Source organism: Pseudomonas sp. 05N433 (assembly GCF_056396925.1).
In genome coordinates, this window is record NZ_JBFTML010000029.1 from 26,943 (window position 1) to 43,519 (window position 16,577).

A 16,577-nucleotide genomic window follows, 5' to 3' on the forward strand; every position below is an offset into this window, starting at 1 on the left:
CCAGTCAAAACTGCGCACCAAGTGAACACGCGCACTAAAACGCGCCACGTTTTGGCGCGTCGCAAACAGGCAAGCCCGGCTCCCCGGTCGGGGATCAAATTCAAACCCTGACCGTTCGTCACCTGTGCCAGCGGTGACACTCTTGACCGCCGCGTCGCAGACCTGTTCCCACAAGTGCTACCGATTTGCTCACACGCAACGGGGGCACGGGTTTGGGGCCTTTGATGGCACTTTTAACCTCTTATCTCTGCGCGCCATATCTAGACGCATCGCGACGTCGTTTTCAGGAGTTATTGAACGCGCATTCAATTTAGGCATGGCAATTGCTCTGTCATTACAAAGCCCGTCTCCCACGCGAGAACGATGGCAATAAAAAGAGCCTCCGCCTGAGGCCATCACCCGCTTTGTGTGAGGAGATACCGCGATGACGACGTTCAACTCCGGGGCCCAACCCCAGAACCGTGCGCCTCAATCCATCGGCTTTCTGCTGCTGGACAATTTCACGCTGATTTCTCTGGCCTCCGCAGTAGAACCCCTGCGCATGGCCAACCAATTGTCCGGTCGCGAGCTGTACCGCTGGACCACGCTCACCGTCGATGGCGGTCAGGTCTGGGCCAGTGACGGCCTGCAGATCACCCCCGACGCCTCCATGCACAAAGCACCACCCATGGACACCGTCATTGTCTGCGGCGGTATCGGCATTCAGCGCACCGTAACCCGTGAGCATGTGTCGTGGCTGCAAAGCCAGGCGCGTCAGTCCCGTCGTCTCGGCGCGGTCTGCACCGGCAGCTGGGCCCTGGCGTGCGCCGGCCTGCTGGACGGTTTCGATTGCAGCGTGCACTGGGAATGTCTGGCCGCTATGCAGGAAGCTTTCCCGCGGGTGGCCATGAGCACCCGGCTGTTCACCCTCGACCGTAACCGGTTCACCAGCTCCGGCGGCACTGCGCCGCTGGACATGATGCTGCACCTGATCAGCCGCGATCACGGTCGTGAACTGTCGGCCGCGATTTCGGAGATGTTCGTCTACGAGCGCATCCGCAACGAGCAGGATCACCAGCGCGTGCCGCTCAAGCACATGCTCGGCACCAACCAGCCGAAACTGCAGGAAATCGTGGCGCTGATGGAGGCTAACCTCGAAGAGCCGATCGACCTCGATGAACTGGCGGTTTATGTCGCCGTTTCGCGTCGTCAGCTGGAGCGGCTGTTCCAGAAATACCTGCACTGCTCGCCGTCGCGTTACTACCTGAAACTGCGCCTGATCCGTGCTCGGCAATTGCTCAAGCAAACGCCGATGTCGATCATCGAAGTGGCGTCGGTGTGCGGGTTCGTGTCCACGCCGCACTTCTCCAAGTGCTACCGCGAATACTTCGGCATTCCGCCGCGTGACGAGCGCGTAGGCTCCAATACCACGCAACAAGTGGCGATGATGCCGCTGCCGCAAGCACTGGTGCTGTCGCCGTTGTCCGGGCCGCTGTCGGCGTTGAGCCAGGCGCGTAATGAATCGACGTTTGCCAGCGTAAGGCTCTAAACCAGGCAAACTATTGTGGCGAGGGAGCAAGCTCCCTCGCCACAAAGTGTTCACACCCCGGAAATCAGGCGCTATGGCTCTGTTGGTACTGCGCCAATGCCGGTAACAGTTGCTTGTCAATGGCCTGACGCACGGCCGGCTGGATTGACGCGCTGCTGGTGTACATCTGCTTGACCATGGTCCGCAGTTCCATTGCCCGCTCGTTGTTCAAACCCCGTACTGCGCATTCGCAGGCTTGCTCGGCGGTTGCGCCGGGGGGCACTGAAAACCCCAGCGCTTTCAGCTGGCTCAACAGGTCTTCCTGGTCTATCAAATCGGCGTACATCATGACGCAATCCTTCTTCAGGGAACGGTGTCGTGGTTCGATTCTGGTAGGGGCTGTAGGCGTCGGCAAGGACGATTTGTCGCAATGGCCGCAATACCTATGAACAGGTCGTTTTCGGCTAACTTGCTAAGGATGGGAGTAGGCACACTGGACTCAGCTGGCATCACGAAGGTTTGGTCACCCTCGCGCAACAGCTCCTCAACAGTACCCTCCTCAGCTCCGATCTTGTCACGGCTTGATCGGGGTTTTTTTTGCCTGTGAATCGGTAATGGACGTGTTGATTGGGCTGACGCTTTCGCGGGCAAGCCTCGCTCCTACAGGGATCGCGAATACCCTGTAGGAGCGTGGCTTGCCCGCGATGAACGATGACGCGGTCTAGCGTTGTAAAACGAGAATGCGCGACAGCAATTCATCCCGGTCGACATAGCAACCCTGGAAATGCCGGGCGCCGGTGGCGGGGTCGAAGGCGTTGCGGGCGTGGAGGGTGCGGCGGTTGTCGAAGCACCACAACTCGCCGGGGTTAAGCCGTGTCATCACCCGGAAACGCGCCTCGCGGGTCATCGCAATGAAGCGCCGGTAAGCGCGATACAGCCTGGGCATCTGCTCCACTGAAGCATCGAATGGCCCGCGCAGAAAGTTCGCCATGCGGATTTCCGACACTTGCCCGAATGCATCCAGCGCGATGATCGGCGCCAGGCAGCGGTAGTCGCTGTGGCGGTCCTTGTTGCGGAACTCCACGGGGATTTCACACAAGGCTTGAAACGCCTCTGGATCTTCCTGACGCAAAGCTTGGGCGATGGCAAAACCGTCGACGAAAATACTCTCGCCACCGTCGGCGTCATTCACCAGGCAATGCAGAAATTGCAGCCCCGGTTGCAACTCCCGGGTCGGCAAATCGCTGTGCAGTGGCAGGTTGAAGGCGGTGTAGGCATTGCTGTCGGCATCGGCCTTGGATTGCACGTTGAACAGCACGCCGAAATTGCTCTCGCGGATGAACGAAATCCGTTGGGCGATCAGCTTCAGCGAGCCCGGCTCGGTGGGGACTCCGCGCACTTGAGTCAGGCCGATATCGCGCACGGCCAGCAGCCATTGCAACAAGGCGTCGTTGTTTTCCATCAGGGCCTGGTATTCGAACACTGGCAGCTGCAAATCGCTGTGCCAAAGCCTGGCTTTCGGTTTGCCCGCCTGGCGTTCGGCGCGGGACTCATCGTCATAGGCATGGGCCCGCAGCCAGCCCGGATCGAAGCGGCTGAGGTGGCCATCCTGCCAATCGACGCACAGGCAGCCTTCGTCATCGACCGTGGCGTTTTCAGGCATCAGGTGCTCTGCGACATCGACGATTTCCAGCACTTGCTCGCGCGTCACCGTGTAGACGCACTGTGGGCACGGGCAGTTGTCCCGCAGCCATTGATGATGAAAAGGGCTGACCCGACCGTCCGCCCACTTCACTTGAATGCGGTCCGCCAGGGTGTGCACGGCGGTCAACGCGCTGATCAATGGATAGGTGCGGAAATCGGCAAAAGCGGCGGCGGTGTTCATGGCGGGCTCCTTGTTATTTTTCGGGGGGTAATGCGATCACTCGGCCGATCCAGGCGGGTGCGGGCAAGTCGGCTTGATCAGCGACAATGGCCTGTAGCTTGCTCAAGGTTTCTTCGCTGAATGGCGCGGATCGCGGCCCGGCGAGGTCGACGTGCAGCAGCATCTGTTCATTGCCCGCCAGCTCCTTGTCACCGCCCACCAGATGCAGGCTGTGGTAGAGGTGCAGGCGCTTGCGGTCGTGGCCGATGATCTGCGTATGCACTTCGACGTCGGCATCGAGTTTCACTTCGTGCAGGTAATTGAGGTGCAGTTCGAGGGTAAACAGCGAGTGGCCGCTGGCCTCGCGGTTGTTGCTGTCCATACCCAGCCGATCCATCAACGCGTCAGTGGCGTAGCTGAAAATCAGCAGGTAGAAGGCATCGCGCAGATGGCCGTTGTAGTCGACCCAATCGGGGACGATTCTGGTTTGGTAGGTGGTGAGGGTGGGCATGGTGGAACTCCACAGATAATCGCTGGTGTACACATGTGTGGCGAGGGAGCTTGCTCCCGCTGGACTGCGAAGCAGTCCCAAAACCGGTGGATGCGAGGTATCAGTCAAATCGCGTTTGCTGGTTTTACGACCGCTTCGCGGCCGAGCGGGAGCAAGCTCCCTCGCCACAGGGTGTGTGTTTATTCGCTGAAGGCCATCCCATGCTTCTCTTTGGTGGTTTTCACCGCCTCCAGCACCGCCAACAAGCAATCGTCACGATAGCGTTCCAGTGCCGAGATGCTGTGTGTGCCCAACTGATCGCTGGTGCCATCCACCACATCGTCAATCAACTTGTCGGTCAGCTCCGGTGCCGGCAGGTACGTCCAGGGCAGCTGCAATGCTGGTCCGAACTGCGCCATGAAGTGCCGCATCCCGGCATCGCCGCCTGCCAGGGTGTAAGTCAGGAAGGTGCCCATGAACGACCAGCGCAGACCCGCGCCAAAACGAATCGCATCGTCGATTTCACCCGTGGTCGCCACGCCGTCGTTGACCAGGTGCAGCGCCTCACGCCACAAGGCTTCGAGCAAACGGTCGGCGATAAATCCCGGTACTTCCTTGCGCACATGCAGCGGGCGCATCCCCAGGGATTCATAGACTTTCATCGCCGCTTGCACCGCTTCTGGCGCGGTGTTCTTGCCGCCGACCACTTCCACCAATGGCAGCAGATAAACCGGGTTGAACGGGTGCCCGACCACGCAGCGTTCCGGGTGCGTCGAACTCTCGTAAAACTCGCTCGGCAACAGTCCCGAGGTGCTGGAACCGATCAACGCGTTGGGCTTGGCCGCCGCGCTGATTTTGCTGTGCAGTTCCAGTTTCAGGTCCAGGCGCTCAGGGGCGCTTTCCTGAATGAAATCCGCGTCGCGAACACATTCTTCGATGGTGGCGACAAAGCGCAGCCGATCCTGCGATGCGCCGGGTGCCAGGCCTTGTTTCTCCAGCGCGCCCCAGGCATTGGCGACACGTTTGCGCAGCGCCGCTTCGGCACCGGGTGCCGGATCCCAGGCCACCACATCGAGGCCGTGGGCGAGGGCGCGGGACACCCAGCCGCTGCCGATGACACCGCTGCCCAGTGCTGCGAAGGTTTTGATATCAGTGATAAAGCTCATGGCGACTTCCTAAAGAGTTCGATGATCCTGTAGGAGCGAAGCTTGCTCGCGAAGACGGCTTTCCTGCCGCAAGAGATCTACCGGATGTACCGGCCTCTTCGCGGGCAAGTCGGATCGCCGCATCGCTCGTTCCTACGGGGAGGTATGTGTGGTTTAGCCGCGCTTGGTCAGGCCCATTTTTGCCCGGCCTTCTGCCGGGGTCAGAACGCGGGCGCCGAGGCGGCTGAGGATTTCCGAGGCGCGTTCGACCAGTTGGCCGTTGGTCGCCAGTACGCCCTTGTCCAGCCACAGGTTGTCTTCCAGGCCGACCCGCACGTTGCCACCGAGCAGCACCGCTTGCGCCGCCATCGGCATCTGCATGCGCCCGATGCCGAACGCCGCCCAGACCGCATTGGCCGGCAGGTTGTCGACCATGGCTTTCATGGTGGTGGTATCAGCCGGCGCGCCCCAAGGGATGCCCAGGCACAGCTGGAACAACGGGTTATCCAGCAGACCTTCCTTGATCATCTGCTTGGCGAACCACAGGTGACCGGTGTCGAAAATTTCCAGCTCAGGCTTGACGCCCAGCTCTTGAATGCGTTTGGCGCCAGCACGCAGCTGGGCAGGGGTGGACACGTAAATGGTGTCGCCGTCGCCGAAGTTCAGGGTGCCGCAATCCAGGGTGCAGATTTCTGGCAGCAATTCTTCAACGTGGGCCAGACGGGTCAGTGGGCCGACCAGATCGGTGTTCGGGCCGAACTCCATCGGGTTCTCGCCTGCGCCGATTTCCAGGTCGCCGCCCATGCCGGCAGTGAGGTTGACGATGATGTCGACGTCCGCCTCGCGGATGCGCTCCATCACTTCGCGGTACAGCGCCACGTCACGGCTGAACTTGCCGGTTTGTGGGTCGCGAACGTGGCAGTGGACCACGGTAGCGCCCGCCTTGGCGGCTTCCACGGCGGCGGCAGCGATTTGTTTCGGGGTGACCRGCACGTGTGGGCTCTTGGCGGTCGTGTCGCCAGCACCGGTGAGTGCGCAGGTGATGATGACGTCGTGGTTCATGAGGCGGTTTCCTTCAGGCTTGAGTTTTTTGGCGGAGCTTGGGCGTGGAGATTCCGCTCGCAGCCCGCATCGGGCTGCGAATCGGTGGTTCCTTTCGGTTCTATTTACTGGTCAGCTTCAGGTTTTCAGCGGCCGGCTTGCCATCGAATGTGGTCACGCCTTCAAGCCAGCGTTGCTTGTCTTGCGGGTGATCCTTGAGCCACTGTTTGGCCGATTCGAAAGCGTCCTTGTGATCCAGCAGCGGCTGCATCATCCGGCTCTCGTCTTCGGCGGTGAACGTCAGGTTGCTCAGCAGGCGACCGACGTTCGGGCATTGCTGCGCGTAGTTCGGCGAGGTGACGGTCCAGACCGTGGCCATGCCTTCGTTCGGGCCGAGGGCGTCGTCGCTGCCGGTGAGGTAGGTCATCTTCACGTTGACGTTCATCGGGTGCGGCGCCCAGCCGAAGAACACCACGGCTTCCTTGCGGCGTACCGCGCGATCTACTGCCGCCAGCATGCCGGCTTCGCTGGACTCGACCAGCTGGAACTTGCCGAGGCCGAACTGGTTCTTGGCGATCATCGCCTTGATCTGGGTGTTGGCGCCCGAGCCAGGTTCGATGCCGTAAATCTTGCCGCCCAGTTCTTTTTCAAACTTGGCGATGTCGGCGAAGGTTTTCAGGCCCTTGTCGGCAAGGTAAGTCGGTACTGCGAGGGTGGCGCGGGCGTCCTTGAGGCTTGGCGCTTCAAGCACTTTGACCTGCTTGGCATCGACAAACGGCGTGATGGTCTGGGTCATCAGCGGGTTCCAGTAGCCCAGGAACAAATCCAGGCGCTGGTCGCGAATGCCGGCAAAGACGATTTGCTGGGAGGCGCTGGTTTGTTTGGTGCTGTAGCCGAGGCCGTCGAGCAGGACCTGGGTCATGGCGCTGGTGGCGATCACGTCGGTCCAGTTCACTACGCCCATGCGCACGTTCTGGCACGACGCGGGTTCGGCTGCCATGACACTGGCGCTCAAGAAAGCGGTACCGCTGAGTGCAAGAACACAGCTGCTGATCAGTCGTTTCATGTCGGGGTTCCTCGGCAGGTCGTTTATTGTGGGTTCCGGTGTCTGATGCGCCGGTGATGCCAAGTTACGCAGCAAAGCCCCCGTGAAAACGCACTGCGGCGACCAGCTCTTGCACTGCGGCGACCTGCGCACTTGAATGCTGCTGGCAAGTGGCGTATCAACGTCCACACGCTTCCCGCCCTCTCGTTGCCTGCCAGTCGAGTGCGCTCCATGTCCCAGGATTTCTACTTCTTGTTGATGCCGGGTTTTTCGGCGATCGGTTTTATCTCGGCAATCGAGCCGCTGCGGGTCGCCAATCGCTTTCGCGGCGAGTTGTACCGCTGGCATGTGTTGAGCGCCGATGGCGGGGCGGTTTTGGCCAGTAACGGCATGTCGGTCAACGCCGATGCGGCGCTGGAGCCGCTGAAGAAAGGCGCAACCCTGTTGGTGGTCGCCGGTTTCGAACCGCTGAAGTTCGCCACCCCGGCCCTGGAGCATTGGTTACGTCGGCTGGACAACGAAGGCGTAACCCTCGGCGCCATCGACACCGGCAGTTTCATCCTCGCCGAAGCCGGCCTGCTCGACGGCCATCGCCTGACCCTGCACTGGGAAGCGATCGACGCCTTCAAGGAATCTTATCCACAGCTGAGCGTCACCCAGGAGCTGTTCGAGATCGACCGACGGCGTATCACCTCCGCCGGCGGCACCGCCTCGATCGACCTGATGCTTGACCTCATCGGTCAGGCTCATGGTCCGGAACTGGCGATTCAGGTCAGCGAACAATTCGTACTCGGGCGCATTCGCCCGCGCAAAGACCACCAACGCATGGAAGTCGCCACGCGATATGGCATCAGCAACAAGAAACTGGTGCATGTCATTGGGGAGATGGAACAGCACAGCGAACCGCCGCTCAGCACTTTGGAGCTGGCGGAATCGATCAAAGTGACCCGGCGTCAGCTAGAGCGCCTGTTTCGCCTGCACCTGCACGACACGCCGAGCAATTTCTATCTGCGACTAAGGCTGGAGAAGGCGCGGCAGCTGCTGCGCCAGACGGACATGAGTGTGCTGGAGGTGAGTATCGCCTGCGGGTTTGAATCGCCGTCGTATTTCACCCGCAGTTATCGGGCGAGGTTTGAGCGGTGCCCGCGGGAGGATCGCCGACAAAGCCAGAAGGCCTGAAACCGACCCCTGTAGGAGCGAGGCTTGCCCGCGAAGAGGCCGGCACATTCGAAATCATTGTTGTCTGACACGACGCCTTCGCGGGCAAGCCTCGCTCCTACAGGAGATGTGTCGTTTTTATTTCTTCATCAGCGCCGAGCAGGCCGCTTTGTAGGCCTCGTGCTGATACTTGTTCAGCGTGGCCGGCAGTTCAAAGTCGAACTTTTTGTTCTGCGCATTGATGGTTTGCGGCGACAGCAGCGTCACCTCGCAATTTTCCAGCAACTGGAAAACCCCTTCGATCTTGAAGGTGGTCGGCCCACCGGCGAACTCACCTTTCTTGCTGCGCTTTTTGATCGCGATCCGGTCGATTGAATTCTCACGAATAAACGACGCCACCTGAGCGGCAAAGACTTTGACGTTGGCGGCTTCGTCGTCATCGTCGAGGGCGATTTTCTTGGTGGCCAGCGCGACGTGGGTCAGCCCCTGATCGTCGAGGGAGGCCACGGCAAGGATTGCTTCGCTGCCTTTGATTTCGATGCCGCAGATTTTCATTTGAATCCCTTTACTGGCTGATGACGTGCAGCTTACAGCTCAAGTTGGCAAGTGTTTATGTCAACCGCTGTGGCCTTTTTACTCCTGCCCAATCGACTCCAAAAACTCCGACCGCTCGTCACTCATCCGCGCCACRCAATCATTTTGCGCAATGTTGAAGGCTTTACTGCCGCTCGTCGCCGGGAACGCTTCCACTGCGCAATCGGCATCCCGGGTCTTCAGCCATTGTTGTTGCGCAGTTTTGATTTTTGCGGTGATGTCGGCCAGTTGCGCCTTGTTGCTGCCATAGCGCGTTTGCATGCGTTCGTTCAGGCCTTGGTAGTTGTCGCTCAGTAGCTGTTCGGCGGTGTTTCTGCTGTAAGCCGAGCATTCCAGGGTCTGGACTTCGTTTTCGACGGCGTCACAGGGGTTGTCGTCGGCCCCTTCGGCCGCCTGTACGCCGGTCGCTATCAGTGCCAAAGCCAAGAAGATGGATTTCATTGCGTCGCCGCCCTTAATTCAGTGAAACATTCGGTGATGCGACGAATTCTGGCCCATGCGAACGGGCTTGAACAGGTAGGCAATCATGTCGGTTGGCGACCCTTTGTCGCGGATTGACGCTTTCGGCAATTCCCCTGTCGTTTTTGCACCCGGCTGCACCGTCCCTCAGGCATATGCTGGCCCCAAAGCGCCGGCACACGATTCGGCGCATGAATCGTTAATAGGGGACTGCCTGATGAGCCCAGCCGAATTACACGCCGACAGCATCGTTATCGACGGCCTGATTATTGCCAAGTGGAACCGTGAGCTGTTCGAAGACATGCGCAAGGGCGGTCTGACCGCGGCCAACTGCACCGTGTCGGTGTGGGAGGGCTTCCAGGCCACCGTCAACAACATCGCCGCCAGTCAGAAGCTGATTCGCGAGAACAGCGACCTGGTGATCCCGGTGCGCACTACCGCCGACATCCGCAAAGCCAAGGAGCAGGGCAAGACCGGCATCCTGTTCGGCTTCCAGAACGCTCACGCCTTCGAAGACCAAATCGGCTATGTCGAGGTTTTCAAGCAGCTGGGCGTCGGTATTGTGCAGATGTGCTACAACACCCAGAACCTGGTCGGTACCGGTTGCTATGAGCGCGATGGCGGCCTGTCGGGTTTCGGTCGTGAAATCGTTGCCGAGATGAACCGCGTCGGTGTCATGTGCGACCTGTCCCACGTCGGCTCGAAGACCTCCGAAGAAGTCATCCTCGAATCCAAGAAGCCGGTCTGCTACTCCCATTGCCTGCCGTCGGGCCTGAAAGTGCACCCGCGCAACAAGTCCGATGAAGAACTGAAGTTCATCGCCGATCACGGCGGTTTCGTCGGCGTGACCATGTTCGCGCCGTTCCTGGCCAAGGGTATCGATTCGACCATCGACGATTACGCCGAAGCCATCGAATACACCATGAACATCGTCGGCGAAGACGCCATCGGCATCGGCACCGACTTCACCCAGGGCCATGGCCAGGACTTCTTCGAATACCTGACCCATGACAAGGGCTACGCCCGCCGTCTGACCAGCTTCGGCAAGATCATCAACCCGCTGGGCATCCGCACCGTGGGCGAGTTCCCGAACCTGACCGAAACCCTGCTCAAGCGCGGCCATTCCGAGCGCGTGGTGCGCAAGATCATGGGCGAAAACTGGGTCAACGTTTTGAAAGACGTTTGGGGCGAATAAGCCGCCGCATCTGAAGAATCCTTTCCCCCGGCCGTCCGTGCCGGGGGCAACACAACGAATTTTCTGGAGTTAAGTTTCCATGGCCAAGATCGCCCCGCAATTGCCAATCGAAGTCGACAGCGAAACCGGTGTCTGGACCTCCGACGCCCTGCCGATGCTGTATGTGCCGCGTCACTTCTTCGTCAACAACCACATGGGCATCGAGGAAGTGCTGGGCGCCGACGCCTACGCCGAAATCCTCTACAAGGCCGGCTACAAATCCGCCTGGCACTGGTGTGAAAAAGAAGCTGAATGCCATGGCCTGGAAGGCGTCGCGGTGTTCGAGCACTACATGAAGCGCCTGTCGCAGCGCGGCTGGGGCTTGTTCAAGATCCAGGACATCGACCTCGACAAAGGCACCGCCAGCGTCAAGCTCGAACACTCCGCATTCGTCTACGTGTACGGCAAGGTCGGGCGCAAGGTCGACTACATGTTCACTGGCTGGTTCGCCGGCGCCATGGACCAGATCCTGGCTGCTCGCGGCAGCAAGATCCGCACCGTCGCCGAACAAGTTTACGGTGGCTCCGAAGAAGGCCACGACGACGGTTTGTTCACCGTCAAGCCGTTGTAAGTCGAGGAACCCGCCATGGCTTTCGAAGCAATGTTCCAGCCGATCCAGATCGGCAAACTGACCATCCGCAACCGCGTGCTCAGCACCGCGCACGCTGAGGTCTACGCCACCGACGGCGGCATGACCACCGATCGGTACGTCAAGTATTACGAAGAGAAAGCCAAGGGCGGGATCGGCCTGGCGATTTGCGGCGGTTCCTCCAGCGTGGCCATCGACAGCCCGCAAGGCTGGTGGAAGTCGGTCAACCTGGCCGACGACCGGATTATTCCGCACTTCCAGAATCTGGCCGATGCCATGCACAAGCATGGCGCCAAGATCATGATCCAGATTACCCACATGGGTCGCCGCTCCCGCTGGGACGGTGAGCATTGGCCAACCCTGCTGTCGCCGTCGGGCATCCGCGAGCCGGTGCACCGCGCGACCTGCAAAACCATCGAGCCGGAAGAAATCTGGCGGGTGATCGGCAACTACGCCAGCGCCGCGGCGCGTGCCAAGGCCGGTGGCCTGGATGGCGTCGAGCTGTCTGCCGTGCACCAGCACATGATCGACCAGTTCTGGAGCCCGCGAGTCAACAAGCGTACCGACGAATGGGGCGGCAGCTTCGAGAACCGCATGCGTTTCGGCCTGGAAGTGATCAAGGCTGTGCGCAAGGAAGTCGGTCCGGACTTCTGCGTTGGTATCCGTATCTGTGGTGACGAATTCCACCCTGATGGCCTGAGCCATGAGGACATGAAGCAGATCGCCAAGTACTACGACGACACCGGCATGATCGACTTCATCGGTGTCGTGGGCTCGGGTTGCGATACCCACAACACCCTGGCCAACGTTATTCCCAACATGAGTTATCCACCGGAGCCGTTCCTGCACCTGGCCGCCGGTATCAAGGAAGTGGTGAAGGCTCCTGTGCTGCACGCGCAGAACATCAAGGACCCGAACCAGGCAACCCGTATTCTGGAAGGCGGTTACGTCGACATGGTCGGCATGACCCGCGCTCACATCGCCGACCCGCACCTGATCGCCAAGATCAAGATGGGCCAGGTCGACCAGATCAAACAGTGCGTGGGCGCCAACTACTGCATCGACCGTCAGTACCAGGGCCTGGACGTCTTGTGCATCCAGAACGCCGCGACCTCCCGTGAATACATGGGCGTGCCGCACATCATCGAGAAATCCACCGGGCCGAAGCGCAAAGTTGTGGTCGTCGGTGCCGGCCCTGCCGGGATGGAAGCTGCTCGTGTATCCGCTGAACGTGGCCACGACGTGACCCTGTTCGAGAAGAAAGAATTCATCGGCGGGCAGATCACTACCGCCTCGAAAGCCCCGCAACGGGACCAGATCGCCGGTATCACCCGTTGGTTCCAGCTGGAACTGGCGCGTTTGAAAGTCGACCTGCGCCTGGGCGTGGCGGCGGATGCGGCGACCATTCTCGACCTGCGTCCGGACGTCGTGGTGCTCGCCGTTGGCGGCCATCCGTTCCTGGAGCAGAACGAGCACTGGGGTGCGGCTGAAGGCCTGGTGGTCAGCAGCTGGGACATCCTCGACGGCAAAGTGGCGCCGGGCAAGAACGTGCTGGTCTACGACACCATTTGCGAGTTCACCGGGATGTCGACAGCCGACTTCCTCGCCGACAAAGGCAGCCAGGTCGAGATCGTCACTGACGACATCAAGCCGGGCGTGGCCATCGGCGGTACGTCGTTCCCGACTTACTACCGCAGCATGTACCCGAAAGAAGTGATCATGACCGGCGACATGATGCTGGAAAAGGTCTATCGCGAAGGCGACAAGCTGGTGGCGGTACTGGAAAACGAATACACCGGCGCCAAAGAGGAGCGGGTGGTTGACCAGGTGGTCGTCGAGAACGGCGTGCGTCCGGACGAAGAAATCTACTACGCCATGAAGGAAGGCTCGCGCAACAAAGGCCAGATGGACATCGAAGCCCTGTTCGCGATCAAGCCACAACCTTCGCTGAGCCAGGCGGGCGACGGCTACTTGCTGTTCCGCATCGGTGACTGCGTGGCCCAGCGCAACACTCACGCGGCGATCTACGACGCGCTGCGGTTGTGCAAGGATTTCTAACGGATTTACCACCATCACCTGTGGCGAGGGAGCTTGCTCCCGCTGGGCTGCGAAGCAGCCCCAAAACCTGCAGTCGAGGTGTATCAGGTGTACACCTGAGACTGTTTTGGGAGCGCTTCGCACTCCAGCGGGAGCAAGCTCCCTCGCCACAAGTAGGTGCGTCGCTCTCATCGGCACGCACATGACCCCGAGGTCTTTGGGAGCTCCACCATGTTGAACACCCTTCTTCCAATCCTGTTGTTCGCTGCCCTGGGCCTGGCTGTCCTGGGCGCGTTGCGGCGGGTGGCTATGTGGCGTCAGGGCCGGGCTTCGAAAGTCGACCTGATCGGCGGTCTGTTCGCCATGCCCAAGCGTTACATGGTCGATTTGCACCACGTCGTCGCGCGGGACAAATACATCGCCAATACACACGTCGCCACGGCCGGTGGTGCGGTGGCGTCCATTGTGCTGGCGATTCTGGTTCACGGTTTCGGCCTGCATAACCGCATCCTCGGTTATGCACTGCTGTTGATGACGGCAGTGATGTTCGTCGGTGCGATCTTTGTCTTCCTGCGTCGCCGCAACCCGCCGGCCCGCTTGTCCAAAGGTCCGTGGATGCGCCTGCCGAAAAGCCTGCTGGCGTTCTCGGCGTCGTTCTTCCTGTTGACCCTGCCGGTGGCGGGCATCCTTCCGGAAAACTTCGGTGGCTGGGTGCTGGCGGCGATTCTCGGCGTCGGTGTGCTGTGGGGCGTGTCGGAACTGTTCTTCGGCATGACCTGGGGCGGGCCGATGAAGCACGCCTTCGCCGGTGCCTTGCACCTGGCTTGGCACCGTCGCTCCGAACGGTTTGGCGGCGGTCGTTCCACTGGCTTGAAGCCGCTGGATCTGAACGACCCGACCGCGCCACTGGGCGTGGAAAAACCCAAGGATTTCACCTGGAACCAACTGCTCGGCTTCGACGCCTGCGTGCAGTGCGGTAAATGTGAAGCTGCGTGCCCGGCGTTCGCCGCCGGCCAGCCGCTGAACCCGAAAAAACTGATTCAGGACATGGTCGTCGGCCTGGCGGGTGGTACGGATGCCAAGTTTGCCGGCAGCCCTTACCCAGGCAAGCCGATCGGTGAGCACGCCGGTAATCCGCATCAACCGATCGTCAACGGTCTGGTGGACGCTGAAACCCTGTGGTCCTGCACCACCTGCCGCGCTTGCGTCGAGGAGTGCCCGATGATGATCGAGCACGTCGATGCCATCGTCGACATGCGCCGCCATCTGACTCTGGAAAAAGGCGCGACCCCGAACAAGGGCGCCGAGGTCCTGGAAAACCTGATCGCCACCGACAACCCTGGCGGCTTCGCGCCGGGCGGGCGGATGAACTGGGCGGCGGATCTGAACCTGAACCTGCTCAGCGAAAAGAAAACCACCGACGTGCTGTTCTGGGTCGGCGACGGTGCCTTCGACATGCGCAACCAGCGCACCCTGCGTGCCTTCGTCAAAGTGCTGAAAGCGGCCAAGGTCGACTTCGCAGTGCTGGGCCTTGAAGAGCGCGACAGCGGTGACGTGGCCCGGCGTCTGGGCGACGAGGCGACGTTCCAGCTGTTGGCCAAACGCAACATCCAGACCCTGGCCAAATACCGCTTCAACCGCATCGTCACCTGCGACCCGCACAGCTTCCATGTGCTGAAAAACGAATACGGCGCCTTCGATGGCAACTACCTCGTGCAGCACCACAGCACTTACATGGCGGAGATCATTGGCGAAGGCGCACTGAACCTCGGTCAGCACAAAGGCAACAGCGTGACTTATCACGACCCGTGCTACCTCGGCCGCTACAACGGCGAATACGAGGCGCCACGCGAAGTGCTGCGCGCCCTGGGCATCGAGATCAAGGAAATGCAACGCTCCGGTTTCCGTTCGCGCTGCTGCGGCGGCGGTGGCGGTGCGCCGATCACCGACATTCCGGGCAAGCAACGGATCCCTGACATGCGCATGGAAGACATCCGCGAAACCGGCGCCGAACTGGTGGCCGTGGGTTGTCCACAGTGCACCGCGATGCTTGAGGGCGTGGTCGAGCCACGGCCATTGATCAAGGACATCGCCGAACTGGTGGCTGATGCGCTGCTTGAAGACGCCGCGCCGGGAAAGCCTTCGGCACCGGCCAAACGTGAACCTGCGGAGGTGCATTGATGAGCGACATTATCCGCCGCGACCCTCGCGCTGAATGGATCGCCCGCAACCGTCTGCACCCGCTGCACGCGGCCATGCAACCGGTGCAACACAGCTGGATGGGGCCTAACGGCGTCATCCGCAAGAATCCCCACGGGATCGGTTTTATCGGTCCCAACGGGATCAAACGGATCGACCGCAGTGGCGCTCAGCAGGGCGGGGCAACTAAACGCTCGGCCGCGGTTGAAGTGCAATTGCCGCTGCATCAAGTGGCTGCACCCGCGTTCTACATCAGCGTGGTGCCGGACATGGTCGGCGGCCGCTTGAGCAGCCACGACCGCGATTTGCTCGGCCTGGCCCATCAGTTGGCCGGCAAGGACGGCGCGGTACTGGCGGTGGTCTTCGGTGAGCACAAGGAAAACGCCTTCGCCACGGCAGGCGTTGACCGCTTGCTGGTACTGGAAGGCGACGAATTCAGTGGTTATGCACCGGAACAACGCGTCCAGGGCCTGCGGGCTGTGGATAACCAGTTCAGCCCGCGTCACTGGCTGCTGCCGGACAGCCGCAGTGGTGGCGGCGAACTGGGTCGACGCTTTGCTGCCGCACTGGGCGAACGTCCGGCCACACGGGTCTGGCAGGTCAAGGATCAGGAATGCATCGGCCGTGCCGGTGCCGGTTTGCAGGACCTTGCGCGGCCGGTGGCCCGCTTGATTTTGGCGGCTGCCGAATGCGCCGAACCGGTCAGCGAAACCCGTCACGAAGCGTTGCCGGTGGAGTTATCCACAACGGTCGCTCGCAGCCTGTCGCGGATCGAAGATCTGGGCGCGGTGGCGGTGGACCCGGCGGCGATTCCGATGGCCGAAGCCGAGTTCATCTTCTCTGGCGGCAACGGTGTCAAGGACTGGGGACTTTTCCACAGGACGGCCGAAGCGTTGGGCGCGACCGAAGGTGCGTCGCGGGTGGCGGTGGACGATGGTTTCATGGCGCGCGACCGTCAGGTCGGCGCGTCCGGCACCTGGGTAACCGCGCGGGTTTACGTGGCGGTGGGGATTTCCGGGGCGATCCAGCACCTGCAAGGCATCGGTGCCTGCGACAAGGTGGTGGCGATCAACCTCGATCCGGGTTGCGACATGATCAAACGGGCCGACCTGTCGGTGATCGGCGAGAGCGCCGAGATTCTTCAAGCCTTGATCGATGCGGTAGAGGCTTACCGCAACGACGCCAAGCGCGATGCGGCTTAAGGGAAGGAAAGGG

General features: G+C 60.9%; 15 protein-coding genes. 7 read left to right on the top strand and 8 right to left on the bottom strand.

The features are described from left to right. The first annotated feature begins 424 nt into the window (after nucleotides 1-424). Nucleotides 425-1,528, top strand: a complete 1,104-nt coding sequence (gbdR, locus tag AC1DIS_RS16555) for a choline metabolism transcriptional regulator GbdR (protein ID WP_007975492.1) — start codon at nucleotides 425-427, stop codon at nucleotides 1,526-1,528. 64 nt (nucleotides 1,529-1,592) lie between these two features. Here the strand turns inward: gbdR and AC1DIS_RS16560 are convergent, their stop codons facing one another. From AC1DIS_RS16560 to AC1DIS_RS16585, 6 genes are all read right to left on the bottom strand, one after another. After that, nucleotides 1,593-1,856 carry a hypothetical protein gene (locus AC1DIS_RS16560; protein WP_019580667.1) on the bottom strand — a complete coding sequence of 88 codons (264 nt, stop codon included), beginning with the start codon at nucleotides 1,854-1,856 and terminating at the stop codon, nucleotides 1,593-1,595. A gap of 372 nt (nucleotides 1,857-2,228) precedes the next feature. Next, entirely contained in the window at nucleotides 2,229-3,392 is a 1,164-nt protein-coding gene (locus AC1DIS_RS16565) for a gamma-butyrobetaine dioxygenase (protein ID WP_477743639.1), read from the bottom strand. Between the two features lie 13 nt (nucleotides 3,393-3,405). Beyond that, a complete protein-coding gene (locus AC1DIS_RS16570) occupies nucleotides 3,406-3,882 on the bottom strand; it encodes a thioesterase family protein (protein ID WP_477743640.1) in 477 nt (158 codons plus the stop codon). Between the two features lie 179 nt (nucleotides 3,883-4,061). Then, nucleotides 4,062-5,027, bottom strand: coding sequence for an L-carnitine dehydrogenase (locus AC1DIS_RS16575; protein WP_018928778.1), 966 nt, complete (start codon nucleotides 5,025-5,027; stop codon nucleotides 4,062-4,064). 153 nt (nucleotides 5,028-5,180) lie between these two features. Beyond that, entirely contained in the window at nucleotides 5,181-6,068 is an 888-nt protein-coding gene (gene cdhC / locus AC1DIS_RS16580; protein ID WP_477780978.1) for a 3-dehydrocarnitine:acetyl-CoA trimethylamine transferase CdhC, read from the bottom strand. A 100-nt stretch (nucleotides 6,069-6,168) separates the two neighbouring features. After that, entirely contained in the window at nucleotides 6,169-7,113 is a 945-nt protein-coding gene (locus AC1DIS_RS16585) for a choline ABC transporter substrate-binding protein (RefSeq protein WP_007937989.1), read from the bottom strand. A 210-nt stretch (nucleotides 7,114-7,323) separates the two neighbouring features. Here AC1DIS_RS16585 and AC1DIS_RS16590 point away from each other — a divergent pair, with 210 nt between their 5' ends. Further along, complete coding sequence (locus AC1DIS_RS16590; RefSeq protein ID WP_064620848.1) at nucleotides 7,324-8,271, top strand: GlxA family transcriptional regulator; 948 nt, start codon at nucleotides 7,324-7,326, stop codon at nucleotides 8,269-8,271. 117 nt (nucleotides 8,272-8,388) lie between these two features. On the opposite strand, the gene AC1DIS_RS16595 is transcribed toward AC1DIS_RS16590, so the two are convergent. After that, nucleotides 8,389-8,805 (bottom strand): DUF3010 family protein, encoded by a 417-nt coding sequence (locus AC1DIS_RS16595; protein WP_019580672.1) that lies wholly within the window; start codon nucleotides 8,803-8,805, stop codon nucleotides 8,389-8,391. A gap of 78 nt (nucleotides 8,806-8,883) precedes the next feature. After that, nucleotides 8,884-9,285 (bottom strand): lysozyme inhibitor LprI family protein, encoded by a 402-nt coding sequence (locus tag AC1DIS_RS16600; RefSeq protein WP_018928783.1) that lies wholly within the window; start codon nucleotides 9,283-9,285, stop codon nucleotides 8,884-8,886. Between the two features lie 235 nt (nucleotides 9,286-9,520). Here AC1DIS_RS16600 and AC1DIS_RS16605 point away from each other — a divergent pair, with 235 nt between their 5' ends. The 5 genes from AC1DIS_RS16605 (at nucleotide 9,521) to etfA (ending at nucleotide 16,564) form a co-directional block, all read left to right on the top strand. Continuing rightward, the gene (locus AC1DIS_RS16605) at nucleotides 9,521-10,498 is read left to right on the top strand and encodes a dipeptidase (RefSeq protein ID WP_007907542.1); all 978 of its coding nucleotides are present in this window, start codon (nucleotides 9,521-9,523) and stop codon (nucleotides 10,496-10,498) included. Nucleotides 10,499-10,577: 79 nt separating this feature from the next. After that, entirely contained in the window at nucleotides 10,578-11,108 is a 531-nt protein-coding gene (locus tag AC1DIS_RS16610; RefSeq protein ID WP_007926354.1) for a DUF5943 domain-containing protein, read from the top strand. 15 nt (nucleotides 11,109-11,123) lie between these two features. Further along, a complete protein-coding gene (gene dgcA / locus AC1DIS_RS16615) occupies nucleotides 11,124-13,184 on the top strand; it encodes a dimethylglycine demethylation protein DgcA (protein ID WP_086944436.1) in 2,061 nt (686 codons plus the stop codon). A 210-nt stretch (nucleotides 13,185-13,394) separates the two neighbouring features. Next, on the top strand, nucleotides 13,395-15,344 hold the full coding sequence (gene dgcB, locus AC1DIS_RS16620) for a dimethylglycine demethylation protein DgcB (protein WP_018928784.1): 1,950 nt from the start codon (nucleotides 13,395-13,397) through the stop codon (nucleotides 15,342-15,344). After that, nucleotides 15,344-16,564 carry an electron transfer flavoprotein subunit alpha gene (gene etfA / locus AC1DIS_RS16625; protein ID WP_064620846.1) on the top strand — a complete coding sequence of 407 codons (1,221 nt, stop codon included), beginning with the start codon at nucleotides 15,344-15,346 and terminating at the stop codon, nucleotides 16,562-16,564. Before dgcB ends, etfA begins: the two co-directional genes overlap by 1 nt. The last annotated feature ends 13 nt before the right edge of the window (nucleotides 16,565-16,577 follow it).

Excerpts from the sequence above, each read along its gene's own strand:
- gbdR (WP_007975492.1), top strand. The coding sequence starts at position 425 with ATGACGACGTTCAACTCCGGGGCCCAACCCCAGAACCGTGCGCCTCAA.
- AC1DIS_RS16560 (WP_019580667.1), bottom strand. The coding sequence starts at position 1,856 with ATGATGTACGCCGATTTGATAGACCAGGAAGACCTGTTGAGCCAGCTG.
- AC1DIS_RS16565 (WP_477743639.1), bottom strand. The coding sequence starts at position 3,392 with ATGAACACCGCCGCCGCTTTTGCCGATTTCCGCACCTATCCATTGATC.
- AC1DIS_RS16570 (WP_477743640.1), bottom strand. The coding sequence starts at position 3,882 with ATGCCCACCCTCACCACCTACCAAACCAGAATCGTCCCCGATTGGGTC.
- AC1DIS_RS16575 (WP_018928778.1), bottom strand. The coding sequence starts at position 5,027 with ATGAGCTTTATCACTGATATCAAAACCTTCGCAGCACTGGGCAGCGGT.
- AC1DIS_RS16585 (WP_007937989.1), bottom strand. The coding sequence starts at position 7,113 with ATGAAACGACTGATCAGCAGCTGTGTTCTTGCACTCAGCGGTACCGCT.
- AC1DIS_RS16590 (WP_064620848.1), top strand. The coding sequence starts at position 7,324 with ATGTCCCAGGATTTCTACTTCTTGTTGATGCCGGGTTTTTCGGCGATC.
- AC1DIS_RS16595 (WP_019580672.1), bottom strand. The coding sequence starts at position 8,805 with ATGAAAATCTGCGGCATCGAAATCAAAGGCAGCGAAGCAATCCTTGCC.
- AC1DIS_RS16605 (WP_007907542.1), top strand. The coding sequence starts at position 9,521 with ATGAGCCCAGCCGAATTACACGCCGACAGCATCGTTATCGACGGCCTG.
- AC1DIS_RS16610 (WP_007926354.1), top strand. The coding sequence starts at position 10,578 with ATGGCCAAGATCGCCCCGCAATTGCCAATCGAAGTCGACAGCGAAACC.
- dgcA (WP_086944436.1), top strand. The coding sequence starts at position 11,124 with ATGGCTTTCGAAGCAATGTTCCAGCCGATCCAGATCGGCAAACTGACC.
- dgcB (WP_018928784.1), top strand. The coding sequence starts at position 13,395 with ATGTTGAACACCCTTCTTCCAATCCTGTTGTTCGCTGCCCTGGGCCTG.
- etfA (WP_064620846.1), top strand. The coding sequence starts at position 15,344 with ATGAGCGACATTATCCGCCGCGACCCTCGCGCTGAATGGATCGCCCGC.